Genomic DNA, 20,918 nt, shown 5'->3' on the forward strand with positions numbered 1-20,918 from the left:
GAGGCGGGTGGTAAAGCGGACAATAATTCGCCTAGAGATCGAGGAAGTAACCCTAACGCTTGTCGGCGAGGTGGCCAGAATTCGGGTTAAACTGGATTAACGAATTGACGAAGTTTGCTGCGGCAGCGGCGTTACTTTTGCCTTCTCCCCCTTTGGGGAGAAGGCAGGTCAACGCGGCGATAGCAAGGCTACATCTAAGCCATCTGCTCCCACAGCCTGTGGGCGAGCACGCCGACGCGCTTCTCGATCGCGGCCGCCGCATCGAGCGCAAGATCCTCGCGATAGCGCCCAGCAATGAGCTGCACGCCGATCGGCTTGCCGTCGTGGAGCGCCACCGGCACCACCGCACCGGGCAGGCCCAGCACGTTGATCGCCGAAATGAAGCGGATCTCGCCCCAGAAGATCTCGCGCACGCGCTCGGGACTGACCGTGTCCTCGCGCGGGCCCGGCGTCGGCTTCACCGTGGTCGGCGCCAGCACGACCGGATACTCCTCGAAGAACAATTGCCAGGCGCGGATGTGTCCGTTGCGCGCGGCCGTCGCCTGCATCCAGGCTTTGAGATCGAGCACATTGGCCTTGGTCTTCATGCCGCCCCAGGCCTTGTGAAAATCCTCGGAGGTGACCTTCAGCATGCTGGCTTCCTGCATCACCACGGTCTCGTTGGTGATGATGTCGCACCAGGTCTGCCAGACTCCGTTGATGTCGGGCACCTCGACCTCGCTGACGCGATAGCCGGACCGCTCGAGATGATCCGCGGCCTGGCGCAGCGCCGCGGTGACCTGCGGATCGACGTCCATGTCATCGGGGATCTTTGCCAGCGCGACCTTGATCGGCCCCTTCGGCTTCGGCCCGGCCAGCGGCGCCGGCACCCACCAGGGATCGCGCGGATCGCGTTGGCTCATCACCTCCAGTGCGAGGCGAACGTCGGCGACGTGACGGGCGAGCGGCCCCTGCGCCGACATCAGATGGGCCAGCATCGGCCGCTCGGCGGTGGCGCTTCCGTTAAAAGCGGGGATGCGTCCCTGCGTCGGCTTGATGGTGGCAACGCCGTTGCAGTGCGCCGGCCAACGCAACGAGCCGCCGATGTCGTTGCCGTGGGCGATAGTGCCGATGCCGGCCGCCACCGCCGAGCCTGCGCCGCCGGAGGAGCCGCCGCAGGTAATGTTCGGATCCCAGGGATTCAGCGTCAGCCCGTGCAGAGGATTGTCGGTGAAGCCGCGGAAGGAGAATTCCGGCGTATTGGTGAGTCCGATGACGATCGCGCCGGCCTTTTTCAAGTTGCGCACCACGGGGGAATCCGACGGTGCGATGAGGTCCTCGTTGGCGGGAACGCCGTTGAAATTTGGCCGGCCTTCGTAGTCGACATTCTCCTTGATGGTTATGGGCACGCCATGCAGGAGGCCGAGCTCGCCGCCCTTCGCGCGCTGCCTGTCGGCCGCGTGCGCAGCCTTCAACGCCTCTTCCGAGAGATCGACGACGACGGCGTTCAGCCTCGGATTGATGGCGTGCATCCGTTCGAGATGCACTTCGACCGTCTCGACGGCGGAGATTGCACCGGAGCGGATGGCAGCCGCAGTCTCGACCGCCGACCATTGCCAGGCCGGCCCCTTGGGACGGCGCGACGAGGCCGGCTTGAGCCGCGTGGCCTTCCTTGCCTTCTTCGCAACGACGGCCTTGCGGCTTGTGCTTTTCTTGCTGGAGGTCTTAGCCGGTTTCTTCGAAGCGGCTTTTTTCTTGGTCGTCGTCTTCGCCACGTCGCATCTCCTGAAATTGCGTCGCAGAGGTTACGGATGGCGAAAGGACGTGTACAGGTGCGTTTTCTGCATGGCGCGATGGCGCGGCGCGGCGAATCGTCCGCGAACGCGCCGCTGCGCTATTCCGCGGGACAAGCCGCAACGGCGGCTTGCGCGCGGTCCAGCCGGAGGCTCCACAGCGCGAGCACGAGACCGACAGCGGTGATGCCGGCTGCGACCAGAGGGAGCGCCGAAAGGCCGAGCCCGCGATCGATGGTGACGCCGCCGGCCCAGGCGCCGAGGGCGTTGCCAAGATTGAACGCGGCGATGTTGAGGCTGGAGGCGAGCGTGCGGCCATTGGGGCCTGCCGCTTCCAGCACGCGAAGCTGGAGCGGGGCGACGGTCGCAAAGGCGGCGATGCCCAGCAGCAGGATCAGCATGATCGCCGGGATCTTGACCGACAGTACGGCGGCAAGGCCAAGAAGCACCAAGGCGAGCACGGCGAGCGTTCCGATCAGGGCGCCGGCGAGGCCACGGTCGGCGAGCTTGCCGCCGGCGACGTTGCCGATCGCGAGCCCGACGCCGAATACCAGCAGGATCGGCGAGACCGCGGTCTCCGAAAAGCCGGTGAAGCGCGTCAGGATCGGCTGGATATAGGTGAAGACGACGAACAGGCCGGCAAAGCCGAACACGGTCATGGCAAGGCCGAGCAGCACCTGCGGGCGGCCGAGCACCGATATTTCCTCGGCAAGCGAGACCGGCTTGTCGCCGTTGCCGACATGGCCGGGCACGAGCGCGGCGACCACAGCAAAGGCGATCACGCCGATGACCGTCACGGCCCAGAATGCCGCGCGCCAGCCGAGCATCAGGCCGAACCAGGCGCCGAAGGGCACACCCAGCAGTGTCGCGACCGTGAGGCCGATGAACATGGTGGCAATCGCCGAGGCCCGCTTGTCCTCGGCGACGAGGCTCGTCGCCACCACCGACCCGACTCCGAAGAAGGTACCGTGGGCGAGCGAAGTCAGCACGCGCGCGGCCATCAGCAGTTCGTAGTTCGGCGCCAATGCGCAGGCGGCATTGCCCAGCGTGAAGATCGCCATCAGCGCCAGCAGCACGGACTTCCGCGGCATGCGCCGTGTGGCGAGCGTCAGCACCGGCGCGCCGACGAACACGCCGAGCGCATAGCCGGAGATGAGCAGGCCCGCGACCGGCACCGAGACATGCATCTCGGCGGCGACCTGGAGCAAGAGGCCCATGATGATGAATTCGGTGGTGCCGATGCCGAAGGCACCAGCGGTGAGCGCAAGGACGGCGGGAGGCATGCGTGGCTCCGATGGATGAGACGAGCCACGCAGATAGCCGCACCGCAGCAAAACCATTAGAATGTCCGCAATCCAATCATTTGTGACGTGAATTCAACATGGCCCGCTTCGACACCAACCGCTCCGCCGAGATGGAGGTTTTCGTCCGCGTCGTCGACTTAGGCGGCTTCACGCAGGCCGCACGAAAGCTGCGCCTGACGCCGTCGGGCGTAAGCAAGTTGATCTCGCGGCTCGAGGCACGGCTGGGCTCGCGCCTGGTCAACCGCACCACGCGCAAGCTGACCCTGACCGAAGAAGGCCAGGCGTTCTACCAGCGGGCCGTGCGGATCCTCGCAGAGATGGAGGAAGCCGAACGCGAGGCGGCCTCCGGTGCGGCCCCGCGCGGCCGCCTCACGGTGAACAGCAACATTCCGTTCGGCATGCTGCATGTGATGCCGCTGATCCCGCGCTTCCTGGAAGAGCATCCCGACGTCACGCTCGATCTCGTGCTTACGGACACGCTGATCGACCTGATGCAGGAACGCGCCGACGTCGCCATCCGTGTCGGCCCATTGCGTGCGTCGCGTCTCGTCGCACGGAAACTCGGCACCAGCCGCATGGTCGTGGTCGGCGCGCCGGACTATCTCGCACGCTGCGGCACGCCGAAGACGCCGGCGGATCTCGCCGATCACCGCGGCATTGGCTGGACGTTTCCGCGCAGTATCCGCGGCTGGCCATTCAAGCGCGGCGACCACACCGAGGAAGCGGTGCCGCCGCCCGTCGCGCGCGCCAGCGACGGCGAAGCCGCGCGCCGCCTTGCGCTGGGCGGCGTCGGGCTCGCGCGCCTCGCCCTCTTCCACATCGGCCCCGACATCGAATCCGGCCGCCTCGTGCCGGTGCTGCAAAGCTACAATCCCGGCGATCGCGAAGACATCCACGCCGTCTATGTCGGCCACACCGCGCCGCTCCCCGCACGCGTCCGCGCGTTCATCGATTTCCTCGCCGAGCATGTGCGGGTGAGCGACCCGGCGCTGAAGCGCGCGGGGGATGGAAGGTGGAGATTGGTGGGATGAGCCCCGATGGCTAACAGAATGTCAGTCAACCGGGCGCCGCCATCGCAAGGGATCTATCTCTTCCTTGACAAAATGCAGCCGTGAAAGCGCTGTTCCCAAGGCAACATAATGAGGAGCAACGCGCTGTGGATTCGCTTTCTGATCGCTCGAGGTCCGCCGTGGCTGGGGCCCTCATACCCGATTGCGGCCTGGGCTGAGTCTACCCACCTGATCGATAGGTAGGCAAAAGAGGAGAATCCAATGACTGAGTTCGCAAGGCCGCGCGCCATTGGCTTCAACCACATAGCTTTGGAAGTCGGAGAGATCGAAGAAGCGCTGGCATTCTACGGCCGTCTGTTCAGCTTCGAGCTACGTGGCAAGACCGACACCATGGCCTTCATCGATCTGGGCGACCAGTTCATCGCGCTGCAGAAAGGCCGCCGGCAAGCAGCGGACGACGGCCGCCATTTCGGGCTCGTGGTCGACGACAAGGAAGCGGCGCGCAAGGCGCTGGACGCCGCGGGTGTCGCCGTGATCGATGGACCCTTCCTCGATTTTCGCGATCCGTGGGGCAATCGCGTCGAAATCGTGGGTTATGACAATATCCAGTTCACCAAGGCTCCGAACGTGCTGCGCGGGATGCGTCTGACACACCTCGGTAAGAACGAGCATGCGAAGAAGGAACTCGCCGAGAAGGGCATGGCGGTGGGGCCAGGCTGAAACAGGCCGTGACGTTCTTGTCTCTGCACGGATCAGAACCAGTATCGTCTTTGGAACGCGCGATGGTCGCCTCCGTTGTGTTGACATATCAATCGAAGAAGCCCCCGCATCATCGAAATCTGTCGGGGCAGACTGGCATAGGAGTTGATCATGAAGAAGATCAGCGATGTGATGACGCGCGACGCGAAAGTCGTAAATCCTAACGACACGATACAGAATGCAGCAAAGCTGATGAAAGAGTGCGATTGTGGCGTATTGCCCGTGGGTGAAGGGGACCGCCTCGTGGGCATGATCACAGACCGCGACATTGCGGTGCGCTGCATCGCGGACGGCAAAGGCCCGAACAGCAAGGTCCGTGACGCGATGACCCAAGAGGTGAAATACTGCTTCGAAGACGAGGACATATCTCACGTCTGTACGAACATGAGTGAGATCCAGGTACGACGATTGCCCGTGGTAGACCGGAACAAGCGCCTGGTCGGGATCGTGTCGCTTAGCGATTTGGTGCGCCAGTCGGCAGGGACTGCCAAGGCGCTGCATGGAATCGCGCGGCCGAGCCAGCAGCACAACCAGAGTTCCGCCACCGCCTGAGTCCAACACCGGCCTGTAGCGGGGCGTGTTCCTCTGATTCAAGGAGCAGGTTCAGCACGGTGCTCCGGGAACTTCCTACTTGGATGCCGGGGAACTAGGCTGCATTAACACAGGCCGCCGACGAAAATTTCCGGGAACGACTGCGCCGTGTGGCAGTTATCCAGTCAGAGCAAGTAACTTTTGAAAGGTGGAATCCTTGAAAAAGTGAAAGCTCGAGCCCCGTCATTCCAATCATTGGATGGCGGGGTTTATTTTTGTTTCAGGCAGCCAACTGCAGGACCTTCTCTTCAATCGAGCGGCGCGAAATGCCGTACCTGTCGAGCAATTCGTCTTTCGTGCCAGAGCGCGGCAGTCGTGCAATCCCCAGCCGATGCACCGGCGCCGTCGAGCCAACCGCGGTCGACACGGCATCGCCCAGCCCGCCATCGATCGCGTGGTCCTCGACGACAATCAGCCCCTTGGTATCACGAGCGGCTGCCGATAGCGTGACGACATCGATAGGCTTCACCGAGTAGGCATCAATCACGCGGATCGAAATCCCACGTGCATCGAGCATGTCGGAAGCGGCCAACGCCTCATGCACCGTAATACCAGCCGCAACGACAGTGAGCCGATCTTGCAGCGACGAGCGCAGCACCTTGCTGCCGCCGATCGGAAACTCCTCCGCATTGGAGTAGATCACCGGCGTCTTGGGCCGTGTCGTCCGGATGTAGACGATGCCATTGGTACGCGTCGCCATCGCGGTCAGCTGCTCGGCGCTCACCGCATCTGCCGGATACAAAACCGTACTTTCGATCAGGGCGCGGAACATGGCGAGATCCTCAAGGCCCATCTGCGACGGGCCGTCCTCGCCGATCGACACGCCGGAATGGCTGCCGCACAGGACGAGATGGGCGGGCCGCGAATACTGCGCCATGCGGATGAAATCATAAGCACGCGTGAGGAAGCAGGCGAACGTCGCTGCACATGGGATCTTGCCCGCCGCTGCGAGTCCGAGGGCGACGCCGACCATGTTCTGCTCGGCGATGAAACTCTCGAAGAACCGTTCCGGGTATCGGGCCGCGAACGGCTCTGTTCCGGTGGAGTTCTTCACGTCGCCGTCAAGCGCTACCAGAGCGGGCTCCTCGCCAGCGAGCTTCTCCAGCGCGTGCCCGAACGCCTCGCGGGTGGCGACCTTATCGCCCAGCCGATAGGCGGGAGGGGCGTGTGTCGCGGCCACGCGCTGCGGGCGCGCCATCTGGCCGACGCGACGTGGCTCGACGACGGGCGGCGCCTGCGTCTCATCGCCCAGTTCGTCCAGTGCCTGCGACATCTGCTTGCGGTCGAGCGGTTTGCCGTGCCATCCGTCCGCTCCTTCCAGGAACGAGACCCCTTTGCCCTTGATGGTACGCGCGAGGATGGCGGTCGGGCCACCGTCATCATGCGCGGTCCGAAATGCCGCAAGGATCGCTGTCATATCGTGACCGTCGATCTCGATGGTGCGCCAGCCGAAGCTCGCGAATCGACGCGCGAACACCGCGGTATCGTGGTGATAGGGCGCCGCCTCGCTCTGGCCGAGACCGTTGATGTCAACGATCGCCGTCACGTTCGCAAGGCCATTGAGCGAAGCAAACTGCGCGGCCTCCCACACTGAGCCTTCCGAGCATTCGCCGTCGCCAAGCAGGCAGAACACGCGGGCATCGATGCGGTCCAGGCGGTTCGCCGCTGCGAGCCCGTTGGCCGCCGCAAGCCCCTGTCCGAGCGATCCGGTCGCGACCCTGACCCATGGATTGAGCGGAGTCGGATGGCCTTCCAGCGTGCTATCGATTCGCCGCAGTGACAGCGGATCCTCGCTGATGGCGCCGGCTTCGTGCAAGGCCGCCCACAGGATTGGCGCCGCATGGCCCTTCGACAGAACGAACGTATCGACATTGCGCGCGGCCGCATCGAGCGGATCCCAGCGCATCTCGCGGAAGAACAGCGCTGCCACGATATCGGCGCACGACATGCAAGAGGTGGGATGACCTGAGCCCGCTTCCGTCGTCATGCGGATCACCAGTCGCCGCAGCCGGCGGGCCTCTGCGCGCAGATCGTCCACGTCACGGAAGGCCACAGCGCGCTCACCCTTGGTGGCGAACAGCTTGAGCAGCGAGTCGAACGGATCGATGAACTTCTGGACCGCGTCGTTCTCGAGCTGGGCCGTGACCAGATCGAACGACACCCCAAGCCGACCCAGATCTTCCATGACGCGCCGCGCGCGCTGCACATCGTGCGTGACCGTGGCCTGCACAGTGCCGTGGTCGCGGAACCCTGCGATGGTCTTGCGCGTCATCGTGTTGATGGTCATTGGACCGATCAACGGCTCGACATACATGAGATCCGGATAGTCCGGGTTCTTGGTGCTGGTGCTCGCCCATAGCATCCGCTGTACCCGCCCGCCTTTCTCGGCGAGCGCCATCCAGCGGTTACTCGCCCGGATATGGCTAAATGCCTGATAGGCGAGCTTGGCGTTCGCGATCGCGACCTTGCCCAGAAGGCTGAGTGGATCAGGATCGGGAGGCAGGCGGTCGGGCACGATGCGCTGCCGCAGCAGTCGATCGACGAGCACATCGATGCGACTGAGGAAAAAACTTGCGACCGAAGCGATGCGTTCGATCGGCTGGCCTGCGTCCAGCCGCCGTTCAAGCGCTCGCAGGTAGGCCTCGGCCACCGCCTCGTAGCGGGCGATCGAGAACAGCAGCGTGATGTTGACGTTGATGCCTTCGAACAGCAGCTGCTCGATGGCCGGAACCCCTGCCGGAGTGCCGGGAATCTTGATGAACAGGTTGGGCCGGTCGACCAGTGTCCACAGCCTCCGCGCCTCTTCGATCGAGGCCTCTGTGTCATGCGCGAGGTGGGGCGATACTTCGAGGCTCACAAAACCGTCGACACCCGCGGTCTCCTCGTACACCGGGCGCAGGATATCACAGGCGTTGCGTACGTCGCTGGTAATGAGATCTTCATAGATGCCGGCTGGGGATCGGCCCGCCACGGCCGCGCGAACGATGTCATCGTCGTAATCCGCGTCTTCCGCGACCGCCTTCTCGAAGATGGCCGGATTCGACGTGATACCACGCAAGCCTTCCTCGCCAACCCGCCGTGCCAGATCGCCGCTATTGATCATTCGCCGGGTGAGATCATCCATCCAGCAGCTCTGGCCTTGCGCCAAGAGTTCGATCGTCCGGTTCATATGCGGTCTCCTTAGTTCAAGTGCCTGGAAAGCCGACCATGCACTGCCTTTATTGCCATTCGCCCTTGATCAGCGGACCGATGGGATGCTCGCGCGGCGACATCTTGAGCTGGCGGAAAATGTCGGCATTGCGGGCCGTCTCGTGTTCGGTCTCGATATCGACCCCATAGGCGCGCTCGGGATCGACGCGCGCGCCGATCAGGATGAATTCGGCGCCTTCATAGTCGAGCAGATGCGGGTCTTCCGATGCGAAGCGCCGGCCGCGGAATTGCCGCTCGACCGGTTTGGGGTAATGCGCCTCTTCCCGCTCTGACAGTCCCGCGCCGGGCGGAGACCCGGCCTCGGGGTTCTTGATAGACAGAATGTACGCCGCCTGGCGCTCGATATTCAGCTCCTCTTGGACTTCGCCGGGCCGCCGTGGCAGTTCGAGTTCATAGCTCAAATGGAGATTGCGACCGCGCTTGATTAGCGCATAGACGCCTTCGCCGGCGGGCCGGACCGGCGGCAGCGTGCGTTCACCGCGCGTCCTGGTCGCATAATGATGCTCACGGAATTCGTTCTCGACGGCGGGACCGGACTTGATCGCTTCGATGAACCCCCAGATGCGTTCATGATCACGCGCCCCGGGCAGCCGCTTGCGCCCGAGCACCGCCACACGAAGCCGGGCCTGTCGTTCCGGCTTCATCACCATGTAGAAGCGCTGGATGTCGGCGAGGTCTTCGGCCTTATCTTCCTCGATCCGGGGTCGGTAGGCAAAATAGATGTCGCCTTTTTCGACGATCTCCTCCGAAACCTCCGCCTCCGGGTCGCCGCGCCTCCGTCGCACAGAAACCATGTCGCAGCCTATCGTGCTCAACCCGTCTGCCCTGCACCCTGCTCAACGGAATGCAAACGCACGTGTTCCTAGGTTCGGGCCGGGACGCGATGCGGCCGTGTAGTTCCTCGCAACGGGGCCTGAGGAGGCTGCGGGAGCTTTAGGAACGACCAAGGCTTGGGCCGCGTTGCTGCTACGCCGGGCGCGGACCCGCTGCCGCAGCCGTGAGTTCGCCATGGAGTTCGCCATGGAGGAAGAAGGCCTCCGCAATTTCACCATCAATTTTGGGCCGCAGCATCCTGCGGCCCACGGCGTGCTGCGCCTGGTGCTGGAGCTTGATGGCGAGGTGGTCCGTCGCGTCGACCCTCACATCGGCCTGCTGCATCGCGGAACCGAAAAACTGATCGAAAACAAGACCTATCAGCAATCGATCGGGTATTTCGACCGGCTCGACTATGTCGCGCCGATGAATCAGGAGCATGCGTTCTGCCTCGCAGCGGAGCGGCTGCTTGGGCTGGAAGTGCCGCGCCGCGGCCAACTGATTCGCGTGCTGTTCTGTGAAATCGGACGGCTGCTCTCGCACCTGCTCAACATCACAACCCAGGCGATGGACGTCGGGGCGCTCACTCCACCGCTGTGGGGCTTCGAAGAGCGGGAGAAGCTGATGGTGTTCTACGAGCGCGCATCCGGTGCGCGCATGCACGCCAATTACTTCCGTGTCGGTGGCGTGCATCAGGACCTGCCACCGAAGCTGATCGATGACATCGAAGCCTTTTGCGATCCGTTCCTGCGCGTGGTGGACGATCTGGATCGGTTGCTGACGGGACTTCGCATCTTCAAGCAGCGCAACGTCGACATTGGCAGGGTGACGTTGAAGCAAGCCTGGGAGTGGGGATTTTCGGGCGTCATGGTGCGTGGCTCCGGCGCCGCCTGGGACCTTCGCAAGGCACAGCCCTATGAATGCTATCCGGAGATGGATTTCGACATTCCGATTGGCAAGAACGGTGACTGCTATGACCGCTATCTGGTCCGCATGGAAGAAATGCGCCAGTCGGTGCGCATCATGAGACAGTGCATCGCCAAACTCCGGGCTCCTGACGGGCAAGGTCCGGTCGCAGTGCAGGACAACAAGATCTTTCCTCCGCGCCGCGGCGAGATGAAGCGCTCGATGGAAGCCCTGATCCATCATTTCAAGCTTTACACAGAAGGCTTTCACGTGCCTGCCGGGGAGATCTATGCGGCAGTGGAAGCCCCCAAGGGCGAGTTCGGCGTGTATCTGGTTTCCGATGGGACGAACCAACCCTACAGGTGCAAGATCCGCGCTCCATCGTTCGCGCATCTGCAGGCGATGGACCTACTCTGCCGCGGCCACTTGCTCGCCGACGTCTCGGCGATCATCGGGTCGCTGGACATCGTGTTTGGGGAGATCGATCGATAATACCGTGAAAGGAGATCGCCATGCCACAGATCCAGATCGGCCAGCAGCCGGTCACGCAAATTACCATCATCGAAGCCGAACCGGAGAAGCAGGCCGAGGCCCTATCGCTCATGAGGGAGCGAGCTCGCTTCATGCAGCGTCAGCCGGGGTTCATTTCCGTCAGCCTGCATCGCAGCCTCGATGGGCGTCGTATCGTGAATTACATTCAATGGGAAAGCCGTGATCTGCTACGGGCCGCGCACCAATCACCTGAATTTCGCAAAGCCTGGAGCCAGTTCGGAAGTCTCACCGACGACATCGATCCTCATTTGTACGAGGTCGTCGACGTCCTCGCGAAGAGCGAGTGAAACCGGCGCTCGATGAGCGCGAGAGCGAAACGCCTCAGCTCATCTACCCCACGATGATGGAACCGGAGCAGCACGGGGCTGTTAGGCGCACATGAACATCCGACGCGCTTTTTCGAGGACAGCCCGTCCTGCCTGGAGGGTGGGACTATTTGCACTTGCGCTATCGCCGCTATCCGCCCTTGCTCAAGACGGCTCAGTTCTGACCTATCATGGCGACAACAGCCGAAGCGGCCAGTACGTCGTTCCCGCGCTATCCTGGGATAAAGCCAGATCGGTTCAGCTGGATCGCACGTTCAACGCCCGTGTCGCGGGCTCGATGTACGCTCAGCCGCTGTACTGGCGTCCTCCTGGCGCGAACGCCGGGATGCTATTCGTGGGCACCGAGGACGACGTCGTCCAGGCCCTCGACGCGACGACCGGCAAGGAATTGTGGAGGCGCGTGGTCGGGCGTCCAGTGCGCCGTTCGTCGCTGCCGTGCGGAAATATCGATCCGCTTGGTATTACCGGGACGCCGGTGATCGACCCTGCAACCCAAGCTATCTATTTTGATGCTGCCGTGGAGCGAGGAAACGGCCCGCGCCACGAGGTGTTCGCGCTTTCGACAAAGGATGGCAGCGTTCTCCCCGGCTGGCCGATCGATGTGGCCGACCTTCTGCAAAAGGCAGGACGACATTTCGACCCGAGCGTCCACAACCAGCGCGCGGCGCTCACGCTTCTCGACGACACTGTCTATGTCGCCTTCAGTGGCCATTTTGGTGATTGCGGGAACTATCACGGCTGGGTGGTCGGACTTTCCCTGCGCGAGCCCGGCAAGCATGTCAGCTTCGCAACGCGTGGGCGAGGGGGCGGGATCTGGGCGCCGGGCGGTCTGAGCGTCTCCGAGCATGACATCTACTTTGCGACTGGGAATACGCTCGGCGCGCCGACCTGGAGCGACGGTGAAGCCGTGTTTCACATTGGACCCGACCTGCGCCGCAGAGACGACAAGAGGGACTATTTTGCGCCATCGGATTGGAAAACGCTCGATGCCGCCGACGCGGATCTCGGGGGCAGCAATCCGCTTACTTTCAACATATCCGGAGCGGGCGGGGACCGCGCTCTGATCCTGGCGCTGGGGAAGGATGGCAAGGCTTATCTTCTCGATCGAAATAGTCTCGGCGGCGTCGGCGGCCAGCTGGCGGTCGAAACAGTAGCCCAGTCGTCGATCGTCACGTCGCCGGCCGCCTATCGCGTCGGCGATGATGTCTTTGTTGCCTTCCAGGCCTCCGGAGCGCATTGCCCGCAGCCCGGCCGAGGTCACGATTTGACGGTCTTGAAGATCGCAGCAGGCTCCCCGCCGGCGATGGCCACTGCCTGGTGCGGTGCGCTCCGCGGCCGCGGCTCCCCTGTTGCGACCACCACGGACGGCCATTCCAACCCGATTGTTTGGATTGTTGGCGCCGAAGGCGACAATCGGCTGCACGCGTTCCGCGGCGATACCGGCGAACCGATTTTTGTAAGCGAGGCCTTGAGCGGTCTCCGACGCTTCCAGACGCTGATCGCGACGCAGGACCGCCTCTATGTGGGCGCCGACGGGCGCATCTACGCCTTTCATTTTTGAAAGGCACGCATATGCAGCTTCACGAGACCGCGATGGCACCTCTCCCATACCGGGAACTCCGCATTGCCTCATTTGTTCAATGGTGAGATCCCCTCGAAGCTGGGGTCTCGCGCTTGCAGCCCTGCCGACGCGGAAGTGATCCCATCCCGCTCGGAGCCGGTCATCTCGCGAACGGAGCTATAGATGGCGGAATTGGCCTGTCATTCCGAGATGCGGCTGTTCGCGCTGAACGCGACGGCCGATCTTGGCAAAGCCACGGCTCAGGCGCTGGGTTGGTCGCTTGCTGCACACGAGGAGCGAGAGTTCGAGGATGGCGAGCACAAGGCGCGCCCCCTCGATTCGGTACGTGGCACAGACGCATACGTGATACAAACCCTGCACAACGGGCCAAACCAGAGCGTAAACGACAAGCTCTGCCGATTGCTCTTCTTCATCGGAGCTCTCAAAGACTGCGGCGCCGCTCGCGTCACCGCGGTCGTGCCGTATCTTTGCTATGCGCGAAAGGATCGCCGCACCAAGCTCAACGACCCGGTAACGACGCGCTACATTGGCAGCCTCTTTGAGGCTGTTGGTACCGACGTCGTCGTCGCCCTCGAGGTGCACAATCCGGTTGCGTTCGAAAATGCCTTCCGCTGCCGGACCGTCGCCCTGACGTCGACAACGCTATTCGTTAAGTTTGCCGCGCAATTAATGGATGCAAGCTTCAGCGTGGTGTCTCCGGATCCCGGCGGCGTGAAGCGCGCACAACTGTTGCGAGAAGCGTTGGAAGCCACGCTGCATCGTCCGATCGGCAAGGGATACGTCGACAAGCACCGCAGTGCCGGCTTGATTTCGGGCGACCTCTTGGTCGGCGATGCAGCCGATGCGACGGTGCTCATCATTGACGACCTGATCAGTACCGGAACCACGCTGCTGCGTGCCGCGCAGGCGGCACGGCGCGCCGGCGCCCGTCGCGTATTGGCTTTCGTGACACACGGGCTATTCATGCCTGGGTCCGCCGAGGTCGTTGCGAATCCTGCCATTGAGCAGTTTGTCGTGACCGATGCGGTGCCCGTTCGAATTGACGATGCCGCTGCGCGCGCCAAGGTCAAAGTCCTCCCTGTCGCCCCACTGCTCGCCGAGACGATACGTCGGCTGCACGAGAACCGCGATCTCGCCGACCTCCTGGTCTTCTGAGCAATCCAACCAGCTTGATTGCGTCCGATGCCGCCAGGCGAAGATATTGGCGCGCGACCCGCGGCCACTTCTCGGGACTGCGCGGCTCGGGCTCGAGGAGATGGGCGATCGCAAGACGGGCGCGCAATGTTGCACGATGACACCGATAAAATGTCATTAGCTCGTCGCCCGGACTGTCCTTGAGTTCTTGACGTATCCGTCGTGTAATGTACTCGCCGATCCATCCTGCCCCAAGGCGCTCGCATTCAAGGTCAAGGAAAGCGATCTCGTCAAATGGATCGACCGCACGCAGGCGCGGATTGAATTCGATGCAGTCAATGATGCGAACTGGATCGCCAAGCCAAATGTGCTCGGGCCGCAGGTCGCCGTGACCATCGATGATCTTTCGGCGACGGATGCGATCGGCGAGCAGGTCTGATCGGCGATCGAGGAAACGGCGTTGCATCTGGTCGATCCACTGTATCAGCCCCGCCGGCATCGCGAGCCGCCTGTCAAGAAGCACGCGCCGATTATAGTCGAGGGTTCGGTACCATTCGGCTAGTCGGACGGCCGACGAAATGAAGGTAGGCTGTGCGCGGCGATAGAACTGGGCAAGGACAGCGGCCAGCCGATCAAGCTCCCAAGTTTTGACATCCCCCTCAACAATGCTGTTATCCAGCATATTCCGCTCGTCGAGGCGACGCATCATGACGAGCCAATCCACCGCCTCCCCTGAGCCGCCGATGGCAAGCCCCTTGGGAGACCAGACCAGCGGCAGGACGTCGAGGTATACGTCCTGGGCGAGGCGGCGATTGAGGCGCAGCTCAGCCCGGCACGCGGCCTCACGTTTGGCCACGCTCGAAAAGTCAAGATATGGAAAGCGGACCGGCTTCTTCAGCTTGTAGGCTTTATCCCCGACGAGAAAGACCCATGACATATGGGTCTCGCGAGTGGTGATGGTGGCTGCGCCTTCCGGATACACATTTCGCCGGCTCAGAAAGTGTACTTTGTCACGCAGCCGCAGCTCGCGGATTTCGCTCTCGCTCTGCTCTCGCGCTTCCATTGCTGGCGCCCATCAACGCTGCAGGAACGGCGCAGCCCCCGCTTGCCGAGTTGCATTGATCGCCTGCACCTTAGAGGCCTTCATCCGCCCAATCTGGGCGAGCGATACCACCGGAGCGGTTCCCGCCCCGTCGCCGGGCGGCTTGTCGAAGCCGACGCAGAAGGCCATCCGGAGCTGCGAAACCAAAGCTGGCAGCGCCCGTTGGTAGCAAAGGAAATAAGAAGTGAGAGCGAAAATGGTTGCTCGTGCTCGACCGGGACGGAGCGGTGAGGTCCGGGACGTTTCAATTCCACCTAGGGGGCTTGCCGGTATATTACACATTCCCGAAGGCAGCCGTGCCGTAGTCGTCTTTGCCCATGGAAGCGGATCGAGTCGCTTCAGCCCGCGCAATACGGCAGTTGCCACCGCTCTCAATCATCATGCGCTAGCGACCCTGCTGTTGGACCTCTTGACCTTCGATGAAGAAGCGAACCGCGCGAATGTATTCAACATTGAGCTGCTGGCCGACCGTTTGCTTGATGCGGTGCGCTGGCTGGATCACGACCGGACCATGGCTCGGTTTGCGGTGGGCCTGTTTGGCTCGAGCACGGGAGCAGCAGCAGCGCTCATGGCAGCAGCCCGGCTCCGCAGCCGAATCGGCGCTATCGTCTCACGCGGCGGCCGTCCCGATCTCGCCGGCGATGCAATCGATCAAGTCAATGCTCCAACCCTCTTCGTGATCGGCGGCAATGACTTCGGGGTGATCGAACTCAATCAAGATGCATTTGCGCGGCTTCGAGAACCCAAGGCAATCGAGATCGTTCCGGGAGCCAGTCATCTCTTTTCGGAACCGGGAGCCATCGAACAAGTGACAGACCACGCAGCACGATGGTTCGCCCGTTACCTCACTCCTATGGCTCCAGGAGCAGGTTCGAAGGCAGGACAGCGACATGCCGTTCAGAGATAGAATCGAAGCGGGTCGAAAGTTGGCGGCGCCCCTCGCCACGTACGGGAACCAGCACCCGGCCATTCTGGCGCTCCCTCGGGGTGGCGTGCCCGTGGCAGCTGAGGTCGCAGCCGCGCTGCACGCGCCGCTCGATCTCATCATCGTTCGCAAGGTCGGCGTCCCGTTCCAAAACGAGTTGGCAATGGGTGCCGTGGTAGATGGTGACGCACCGATCGTGGTGCGCAATGATGATGTCATTCGGCTCGCAGGCATCAGCGAAGCCGATTTCCAAGCCGAGTGCCGCAAGGAGATCGCCGAGATAGAGAAGCGGCGTCAGCGCTATTTGGGAGATCGTCAACGTCTTGAGATTTCCGGTCGGACGGCAATCGTTATCGACGATGGCATTGCGACCGGCGCCACCACGCGGGCCGCCTTGCAGGCGACGCGAAAACGAAATCCAAGCCGGCTCGTTCTCGCGGTTCCCGTTGCACCGACCGAGATTGTCCCGCAAATGCGCGCAGAATGTGATGATTTCGTATGCCTTGAGGAACATACCGCGTTCGCCGCCATCGGCTACTACTATCTGGATTTCGGGCAGGTCTCCGATGGCGAAGTGCTCGACATGTTACGACGCTTTCCGATTTCGTCCGATCTGCGCCAGTCGCGGGAAAGAGCCCAGCCATGATCGACTGTCCTTTCTGCAAAATCGTCAGCGGCGAGATGCCGTCAGCGAAAGTGTATGAGGACGAGGAACATCTCGCCTTTCTCGACATTCGCCCGCAATCCCCCGGGCACACTCTCATCATCCCAAAGAAACACCAGCGCTGGGTCTGGGACGTACCGAACGTTGGCGCGTATTTCGAAGTCGTACGGACGGTTGCGCGCGCAATGCAGAAGGCGTTCTGCGAGGAAATACATTCCCGCATCATGGGCGAAGAGGTGCCGCATGCGCACGTTTGGCTGTATCCCGCTCCAGGCAGGGCGAAGGGCGACCCGAGAGATTTTGAGCGGAATGCGAAAGCAATTCGCGACGCACTTGAGCCGCAATGATCCGGAGTTCTGGGCATCACGTTCGCCGACATTCATCGTGCAGCGGCCTGATGCGCCGTGTTCAGCCTTAGGAACAAGCGCCCTCGATGCGATGTTTTCCCATGAGCGCCACTGCTCGCGAGGCAGCGATGTTCCTGCACCGGATCAAAATCCTCACGCTCGCCGGGTTCACGATATGGATCGACATCTCGTGGCTCATCCTGGCAGCGCTGTTGATCTGGACGCTGGCACTCGGCGAGTTCCCTCGCACAGTTCCGAATTTGTCCGCCGCCACATATTGGTGGATGGGATTCGCGGGCACGATCGGCCTGTTCATCTCGATCATCCTGCATGAGCTGAGCCATGCGCTGATTGCGCGGCGTTACGACATGCCGATTGCCGGCATTACGCTGTTCATCTTCGGCGGGGTCGCCGAACTGAACAAGGAGCCGAGCAGCGCCAAGGCAGAATTCCTTATGGCGATCGGTGGGCCGATCGCCAGCATGGTGCTTGGCACCATCCTGCTCCTGGTCGCCGCCGCAGGCGAGAAGACCATGTCCCCCGCCGCATTCGGCGTGCTCGACTACCTTGGCGGCCTCAATTGGATCTTGGCACTGTTCAATCTCATTCCCGCCTTCCCGCTGGACGGCGGACGGGTGCTGCGCGCTGGCCTTTGGGGCTGGATGAACGATTTTGGACGGGCCACGCGCATTGCCGCCGGCAGTGGCGAGTTCTTCGGCCTTGCCATGATCCTGTACGGCATCCTGGAGTTCATCACCGGCAGCACAATCAGTGGCGTCTGGCTGTTCTTTATTGGCTTGTTCCTGCACGGCGCCGCCGGCGCGGCACGGCACGAGTTGACGCTTCGCCACACCTTCGGCGGGCTTCCCGTTTCCACGCTCATGCAACGCAATCCGATCGGCGTCGCCCCGGATATTTCCATTGCGGAATTGGTCGAGGATTACTTTTACAAGTACTACTTCAAGGCTTTTCCCGTGCTGCGCGACGGCGAACTCATTGGCTGCATCATGGCGAAGGATGTCCGCGATCTTGGCCCCTCCGACACCACCCGGCGCCGCGTCGCTGATGTCATGCGCCCCTGCTCGCCGGAGATCATTGTCCCTCCGCATCTGGATGCACTGGAGGCGCTTGCAAGGATGCAGGGCGGTCGGCACAGTCGTCTGCTCGTGGTTGAACAGGGACGGCTTCTCGGCGTCCTGGCCTTGTCCGATATGCTTCAATACCTCTCGCTCAGGCAGGAGCTCGACCGAAACATGCAGGATCTGCCATGGAGCGCTGCCAAGACCCGTGATGCGGGATCTGCCCACTACGTGCATCCCGCCCGCTGACCCGCGAGCCAGTGTCCAAGCAAATTCGCTCAGATTGCGTTTAGCGGACGGCAACAGGGAACGCATTGTCCGCAATTGCCCGTGATCCCGTTGGGGAAGCGGTTGAGGACTTCGGCCCGATTCTCATGCGCGCTCCCGTCTGACTTGCCGCGCGGGCTTGTCGCTGCGCATGCCGAGAAACACCGGATGTCGAATCTCCCCCTCGCGGGTCCATTCAGTGAACTTGACCTGGCACACGAGCCGCGGCCTGATCCACGTGGTCCGGTCCTCGTGCGGAACGTCCGTAAACGGCTTCTTGTCTGTCCTCAACTTCATCATGCGCGCGTGCAGCGTCGCGAGCATCTCTCGGGAGAATCCCCCACCGCTGTGACCAACATAGACAAGCTTGCCCTTGTCGTACACGCCAAGCACCAGCGAGCCAAAGTGCTGGCGGCTCCCGCGCGGCTCGGTGAAGCCGACCACAATGGCTTCCTGTTCCTGATCGGCCTTGATCTTGAGCCAATCTTTCGTGCGCCTGCCCGAGTGGTAGAGACTTGCGGCACGCTTCGCGATAATGCCCTCCTCCCCCGCTCGTCGTGCTTTGTTGAACGCCGCCTTGCCATGCCGCTTTCTGTGTCCGCTGTAGTGGACGAGTGGGTGCCGTGTAAGGATGGCGCGCAAACGGTCCTTGCGCTCAAGCAACGGCTTGCGACGCAGGTCGCGGCCATCGAGGAAGAGCAGATCGAACACATAATAGCGGAGACGTGCCTCGCCTTTCAGCGCATTCTGCAGCAGCTGGAATCGGGATCGGCCCTCCGCGTCGAGCGCCACTAGCTCGCCGTCAATCACGGCATTGCGCTTGATGATATCGAGCGCTTCGGCGACTGGGGCATAACGCCTGGTCACGTCATTGCCATTGCGCGAGTAGAGGGAGCCATTTCTGCCTCCGGTTTTTGCGACAAGCCGGAAGCCGTCCCATTTCGTCTCGAAGATCCATTCCTTGTCATCGAATGGCGCGTCGATGAGGGTCGCCAACATTGGCCTGAGGTCACTTTTTCGCATGCGTCTTGATCAGCAGCCATTGCTTCGGGCTCTTCAGGCGCACGAGCGAATATGCCCCGCGAAGCTTGCTTCCCTTGAGAATGAAGCTCATGCGTCCTCGCCGCAAGCCTGCTCGCATGGTTTGCTTGCTCTCTGCTGCGCTGGCCGCGCCCTCGGCTTCGTAAGTGCCGCCGTCCCATTTTTGAACGAGCCCTGCGCGTCGAAAACTCGCGTCAATGGCCGTCGGTTCCAAGGCGAAGCGGCGGCCGGTCTTGGCGCTGTTGGAAATCAGTGGCGCGACGGCAGTTGATAGAGCCAGAGCATTTGCATTGCCAGGCTTGGTGCCGGAACCGATGGCCAAGGCACGCGTCGCCAATACACATCTCGATCACCGTCGTGTCGCGCCTGAAGGCCTGTTCCGACGACCGCGGCTCTACGTGGTTGGCGAGGCACCCGGCGCAGAGGAAGCTGCGCAGGGCAGGCCTTTTGTCGGTCCGGCCGGCAGGGCGTTGCGCGAGATGCTGGATGAAGCCGGGGTCGATCCCCAACAGGTGCGTTTGGCAAACGCCATTCCTTTCCGGCCAATCGCGCATTCCAAAGATCGGAAGCCACGTAATCGCAGCCCAACAATCCAGGAAGTCGATCGCTATGGCGCAGCAGTGCTGATCGACATTCGGCGTTCCAGACCAGGCGTGATCGTTGCTCTTGGCAGCACAGCGGCTCGCCTGTTCGGCCAGTCGCAATCGATCCGCGTGACGCGCAAGGCAAAGCTCCAATTTGAAGGTCACCCGCTCCGCATCACTTTCCATCCAGCTTACGTCCGCCGCTTCGGCGGACGGAACGGCGACGCCTGGCGTCACGCGGTCGCCGATCTACGCCGGGCCTGGAACGACTCGGCGGTTCATTTGGATCCAGATCGTGCTTGAGGATCTCGACAGGGCGTACTGCCGACGCCTTGAGCCCTCGGCCGTCAACACATCCGGTTACAAGACGGGGATTCGCGGTGTTGCATCCAAGCTCTTCGATTTGAAGCGCAAGCTTGCATGTCTTGTCGACCCTCGGGTGATCCTTCTTGAATGAGCACGATCAATGAAGTGCAAGATCATCAGCGATCATGAGATCGTTCCGCCACTGTCGAGCTGTATTGACAGCACAGATCGTGGCGCTTGTGGCTTGGACACTCCGACGTTGATTGCTCTTCGGCGCACGGTTCGGGTTCGAGTTCTGTCGGCGCGCTCCGAGATACTCTGGTCGCACGGATGTCCGATCTGCTCGCACCAATATCCCAATCTGCGGCGGGCGCAGTCGACGCATAGCAATGGGCTAACGAACCCAAGCGCGCGAAATCGTAGTTTGGCGCATGAAATCGACCAAATGGCGAAGAGAATGTCAGTCAATCCGCTTTGAAAGATCGCCGAAAACCGGCGCTCCACGCCCGATCTTTTCATCGAAACTCTCGTGGCACATCGAAGCGACTGGCCCGATCCATCAATTCTTCACCGGCGGCATGAGCGCCGCGACGAACTCTCGCTTCGGCGCCAACTGGTCCTCGATGTAATCCCCGCAACGCCGC

Annotated in this window: 19 protein-coding genes; 12 read left to right on the top strand and 7 right to left on the bottom strand. The window is 62.2% G+C overall.

Annotation, left to right across the window (positions count from 1 at the left end; genetic code table 11):
- Positions 1-194 precede the first annotated feature (194 nt).
- A complete protein-coding gene (locus BLV07_RS31665) occupies positions 195-1,754 on the bottom strand; it encodes an amidase family protein (RefSeq protein WP_091893797.1) in 1,560 nt (519 codons plus the stop codon).
- 119 nt (positions 1,755-1,873) lie between these two features.
- Complete coding sequence (locus tag BLV07_RS31670) at positions 1,874-3,055, bottom strand: MFS transporter (protein WP_176945880.1); 1,182 nt, start codon at positions 3,053-3,055, stop codon at positions 1,874-1,876.
- A 98-nt stretch (positions 3,056-3,153) separates the two neighbouring features.
- On the opposite strand from BLV07_RS31670, the gene BLV07_RS31675 reads away from it, so the two are divergent.
- The 3 genes from BLV07_RS31675 (at position 3,154) to BLV07_RS31685 (ending at position 5,397) form a co-directional block, all read left to right on the top strand.
- Positions 3,154-4,107 carry a LysR family transcriptional regulator gene (locus tag BLV07_RS31675; RefSeq protein ID WP_091893801.1) on the top strand — a complete coding sequence of 318 codons (954 nt, stop codon included), beginning with the start codon at positions 3,154-3,156 and terminating at the stop codon, positions 4,105-4,107.
- Positions 4,108-4,347: 240 nt separating this feature from the next.
- A complete protein-coding gene (locus BLV07_RS31680; protein ID WP_091893803.1) occupies positions 4,348-4,806 on the top strand; it encodes a VOC family protein in 459 nt (152 codons plus the stop codon).
- A 150-nt stretch (positions 4,807-4,956) separates the two neighbouring features.
- Entirely contained in the window at positions 4,957-5,397 is a 441-nt protein-coding gene (locus BLV07_RS31685; protein WP_091893903.1) for a CBS domain-containing protein, read from the top strand.
- A gap of 259 nt (positions 5,398-5,656) precedes the next feature.
- On the opposite strand, the gene BLV07_RS31690 is transcribed toward BLV07_RS31685, so the two are convergent.
- Together BLV07_RS31690 and BLV07_RS31695 are read right to left on the bottom strand one after the other, a co-directional pair.
- Complete coding sequence (locus BLV07_RS31690; protein ID WP_091893805.1) at positions 5,657-8,605, bottom strand: transketolase; 2,949 nt, start codon at positions 8,603-8,605, stop codon at positions 5,657-5,659.
- A 49-nt stretch (positions 8,606-8,654) separates the two neighbouring features.
- A complete protein-coding gene (locus tag BLV07_RS31695; protein ID WP_091893807.1) occupies positions 8,655-9,440 on the bottom strand; it encodes a hypothetical protein in 786 nt (261 codons plus the stop codon).
- Positions 9,441-9,666: 226 nt separating this feature from the next.
- Between BLV07_RS31695 and BLV07_RS31700 the strand changes: the two genes are divergently transcribed.
- From BLV07_RS31700 to BLV07_RS31715, 4 genes are all read left to right on the top strand, one after another.
- A complete protein-coding gene (locus BLV07_RS31700; RefSeq protein ID WP_091893905.1) occupies positions 9,667-10,857 on the top strand; it encodes an NADH-quinone oxidoreductase subunit D in 1,191 nt (396 codons plus the stop codon).
- A gap of 20 nt (positions 10,858-10,877) precedes the next feature.
- Positions 10,878-11,204, top strand: a complete 327-nt coding sequence (locus tag BLV07_RS31705; protein WP_091893809.1) for an antibiotic biosynthesis monooxygenase family protein — start codon at positions 10,878-10,880, stop codon at positions 11,202-11,204.
- Between the two features lie 316 nt (positions 11,205-11,520).
- Positions 11,521-12,804, top strand: coding sequence for an outer membrane protein assembly factor BamB family protein (locus BLV07_RS31710; RefSeq protein WP_244551256.1), 1,284 nt, complete (start codon positions 11,521-11,523; stop codon positions 12,802-12,804).
- Positions 12,805-12,987: 183 nt separating this feature from the next.
- The gene (locus BLV07_RS31715) at positions 12,988-13,980 is read left to right on the top strand and encodes a ribose-phosphate diphosphokinase (protein WP_091893813.1); all 993 of its coding nucleotides are present in this window, start codon (positions 12,988-12,990) and stop codon (positions 13,978-13,980) included.
- Here BLV07_RS31715 and BLV07_RS31720 read toward each other — a convergent pair.
- Positions 13,892-15,022, bottom strand: coding sequence for a hypothetical protein (locus BLV07_RS31720; protein WP_176945882.1), 1,131 nt, complete (start codon positions 15,020-15,022; stop codon positions 13,892-13,894). The two genes, BLV07_RS31715 and BLV07_RS31720, sit on opposite strands and share 89 nt — an antisense overlap.
- A gap of 439 nt (positions 15,023-15,461) precedes the next feature.
- Between BLV07_RS31720 and BLV07_RS31725 the strand changes: the two genes are divergently transcribed.
- The 4 genes from BLV07_RS31725 to BLV07_RS31740 all read left to right on the top strand — a co-directional run bounded on the left by BLV07_RS31725 (position 15,462) and on the right by BLV07_RS31740 (position 18,325).
- On the top strand, positions 15,462-15,968 hold the full coding sequence (locus BLV07_RS31725) for a dienelactone hydrolase family protein (protein WP_349525481.1): 507 nt from the start codon (positions 15,462-15,464) through the stop codon (positions 15,966-15,968).
- Entirely contained in the window at positions 15,952-16,632 is a 681-nt protein-coding gene (locus tag BLV07_RS31730; protein WP_091893816.1) for a phosphoribosyltransferase, read from the top strand. Before BLV07_RS31725 ends, BLV07_RS31730 begins: the two co-directional genes overlap by 17 nt.
- Positions 16,629-16,997: an HIT family protein gene (locus BLV07_RS31735; RefSeq protein ID WP_091893818.1), complete on the top strand. Its 369-nt coding sequence runs from the start codon at positions 16,629-16,631 to the stop codon at positions 16,995-16,997. Before BLV07_RS31730 ends, BLV07_RS31735 begins: the two co-directional genes overlap by 4 nt.
- Before the next feature lie 128 nt (positions 16,998-17,125).
- Positions 17,126-18,325, top strand: a complete 1,200-nt coding sequence (locus tag BLV07_RS31740) for a site-2 protease family protein (protein ID WP_176945883.1) — start codon at positions 17,126-17,128, stop codon at positions 18,323-18,325.
- Positions 18,326-18,448: 123 nt separating this feature from the next.
- Here the strand turns inward: BLV07_RS31740 and ligD are convergent, their stop codons facing one another.
- Both ligD and BLV07_RS31750 read right to left on the bottom strand, forming a co-directional pair.
- Positions 18,449-19,342 (bottom strand): non-homologous end-joining DNA ligase, encoded by an 894-nt coding sequence (ligD, locus tag BLV07_RS31745; RefSeq protein WP_244551257.1) that lies wholly within the window; start codon positions 19,340-19,342, stop codon positions 18,449-18,451.
- Between the two features lie 10 nt (positions 19,343-19,352).
- Positions 19,353-19,706: a DNA polymerase ligase N-terminal domain-containing protein gene (locus BLV07_RS31750; protein ID WP_176945884.1), complete on the bottom strand. Its 354-nt coding sequence runs from the start codon at positions 19,704-19,706 to the stop codon at positions 19,353-19,355.
- On the opposite strand from BLV07_RS31750, the gene BLV07_RS31755 reads away from it, so the two are divergent.
- A complete protein-coding gene (locus BLV07_RS31755) occupies positions 19,699-20,271 on the top strand; it encodes a uracil-DNA glycosylase (RefSeq protein WP_176945885.1) in 573 nt (190 codons plus the stop codon). The two genes, BLV07_RS31750 and BLV07_RS31755, sit on opposite strands and share 8 nt — an antisense overlap.
- Positions 20,272-20,918 lie beyond the last annotated feature (647 nt).

Origin of the sequence: Bradyrhizobium sp. Rc2d (genome assembly GCF_900099855.1) — a bacterium.
GTDB lineage: Bacteria > Pseudomonadota > Alphaproteobacteria > Rhizobiales > Xanthobacteraceae > Bradyrhizobium.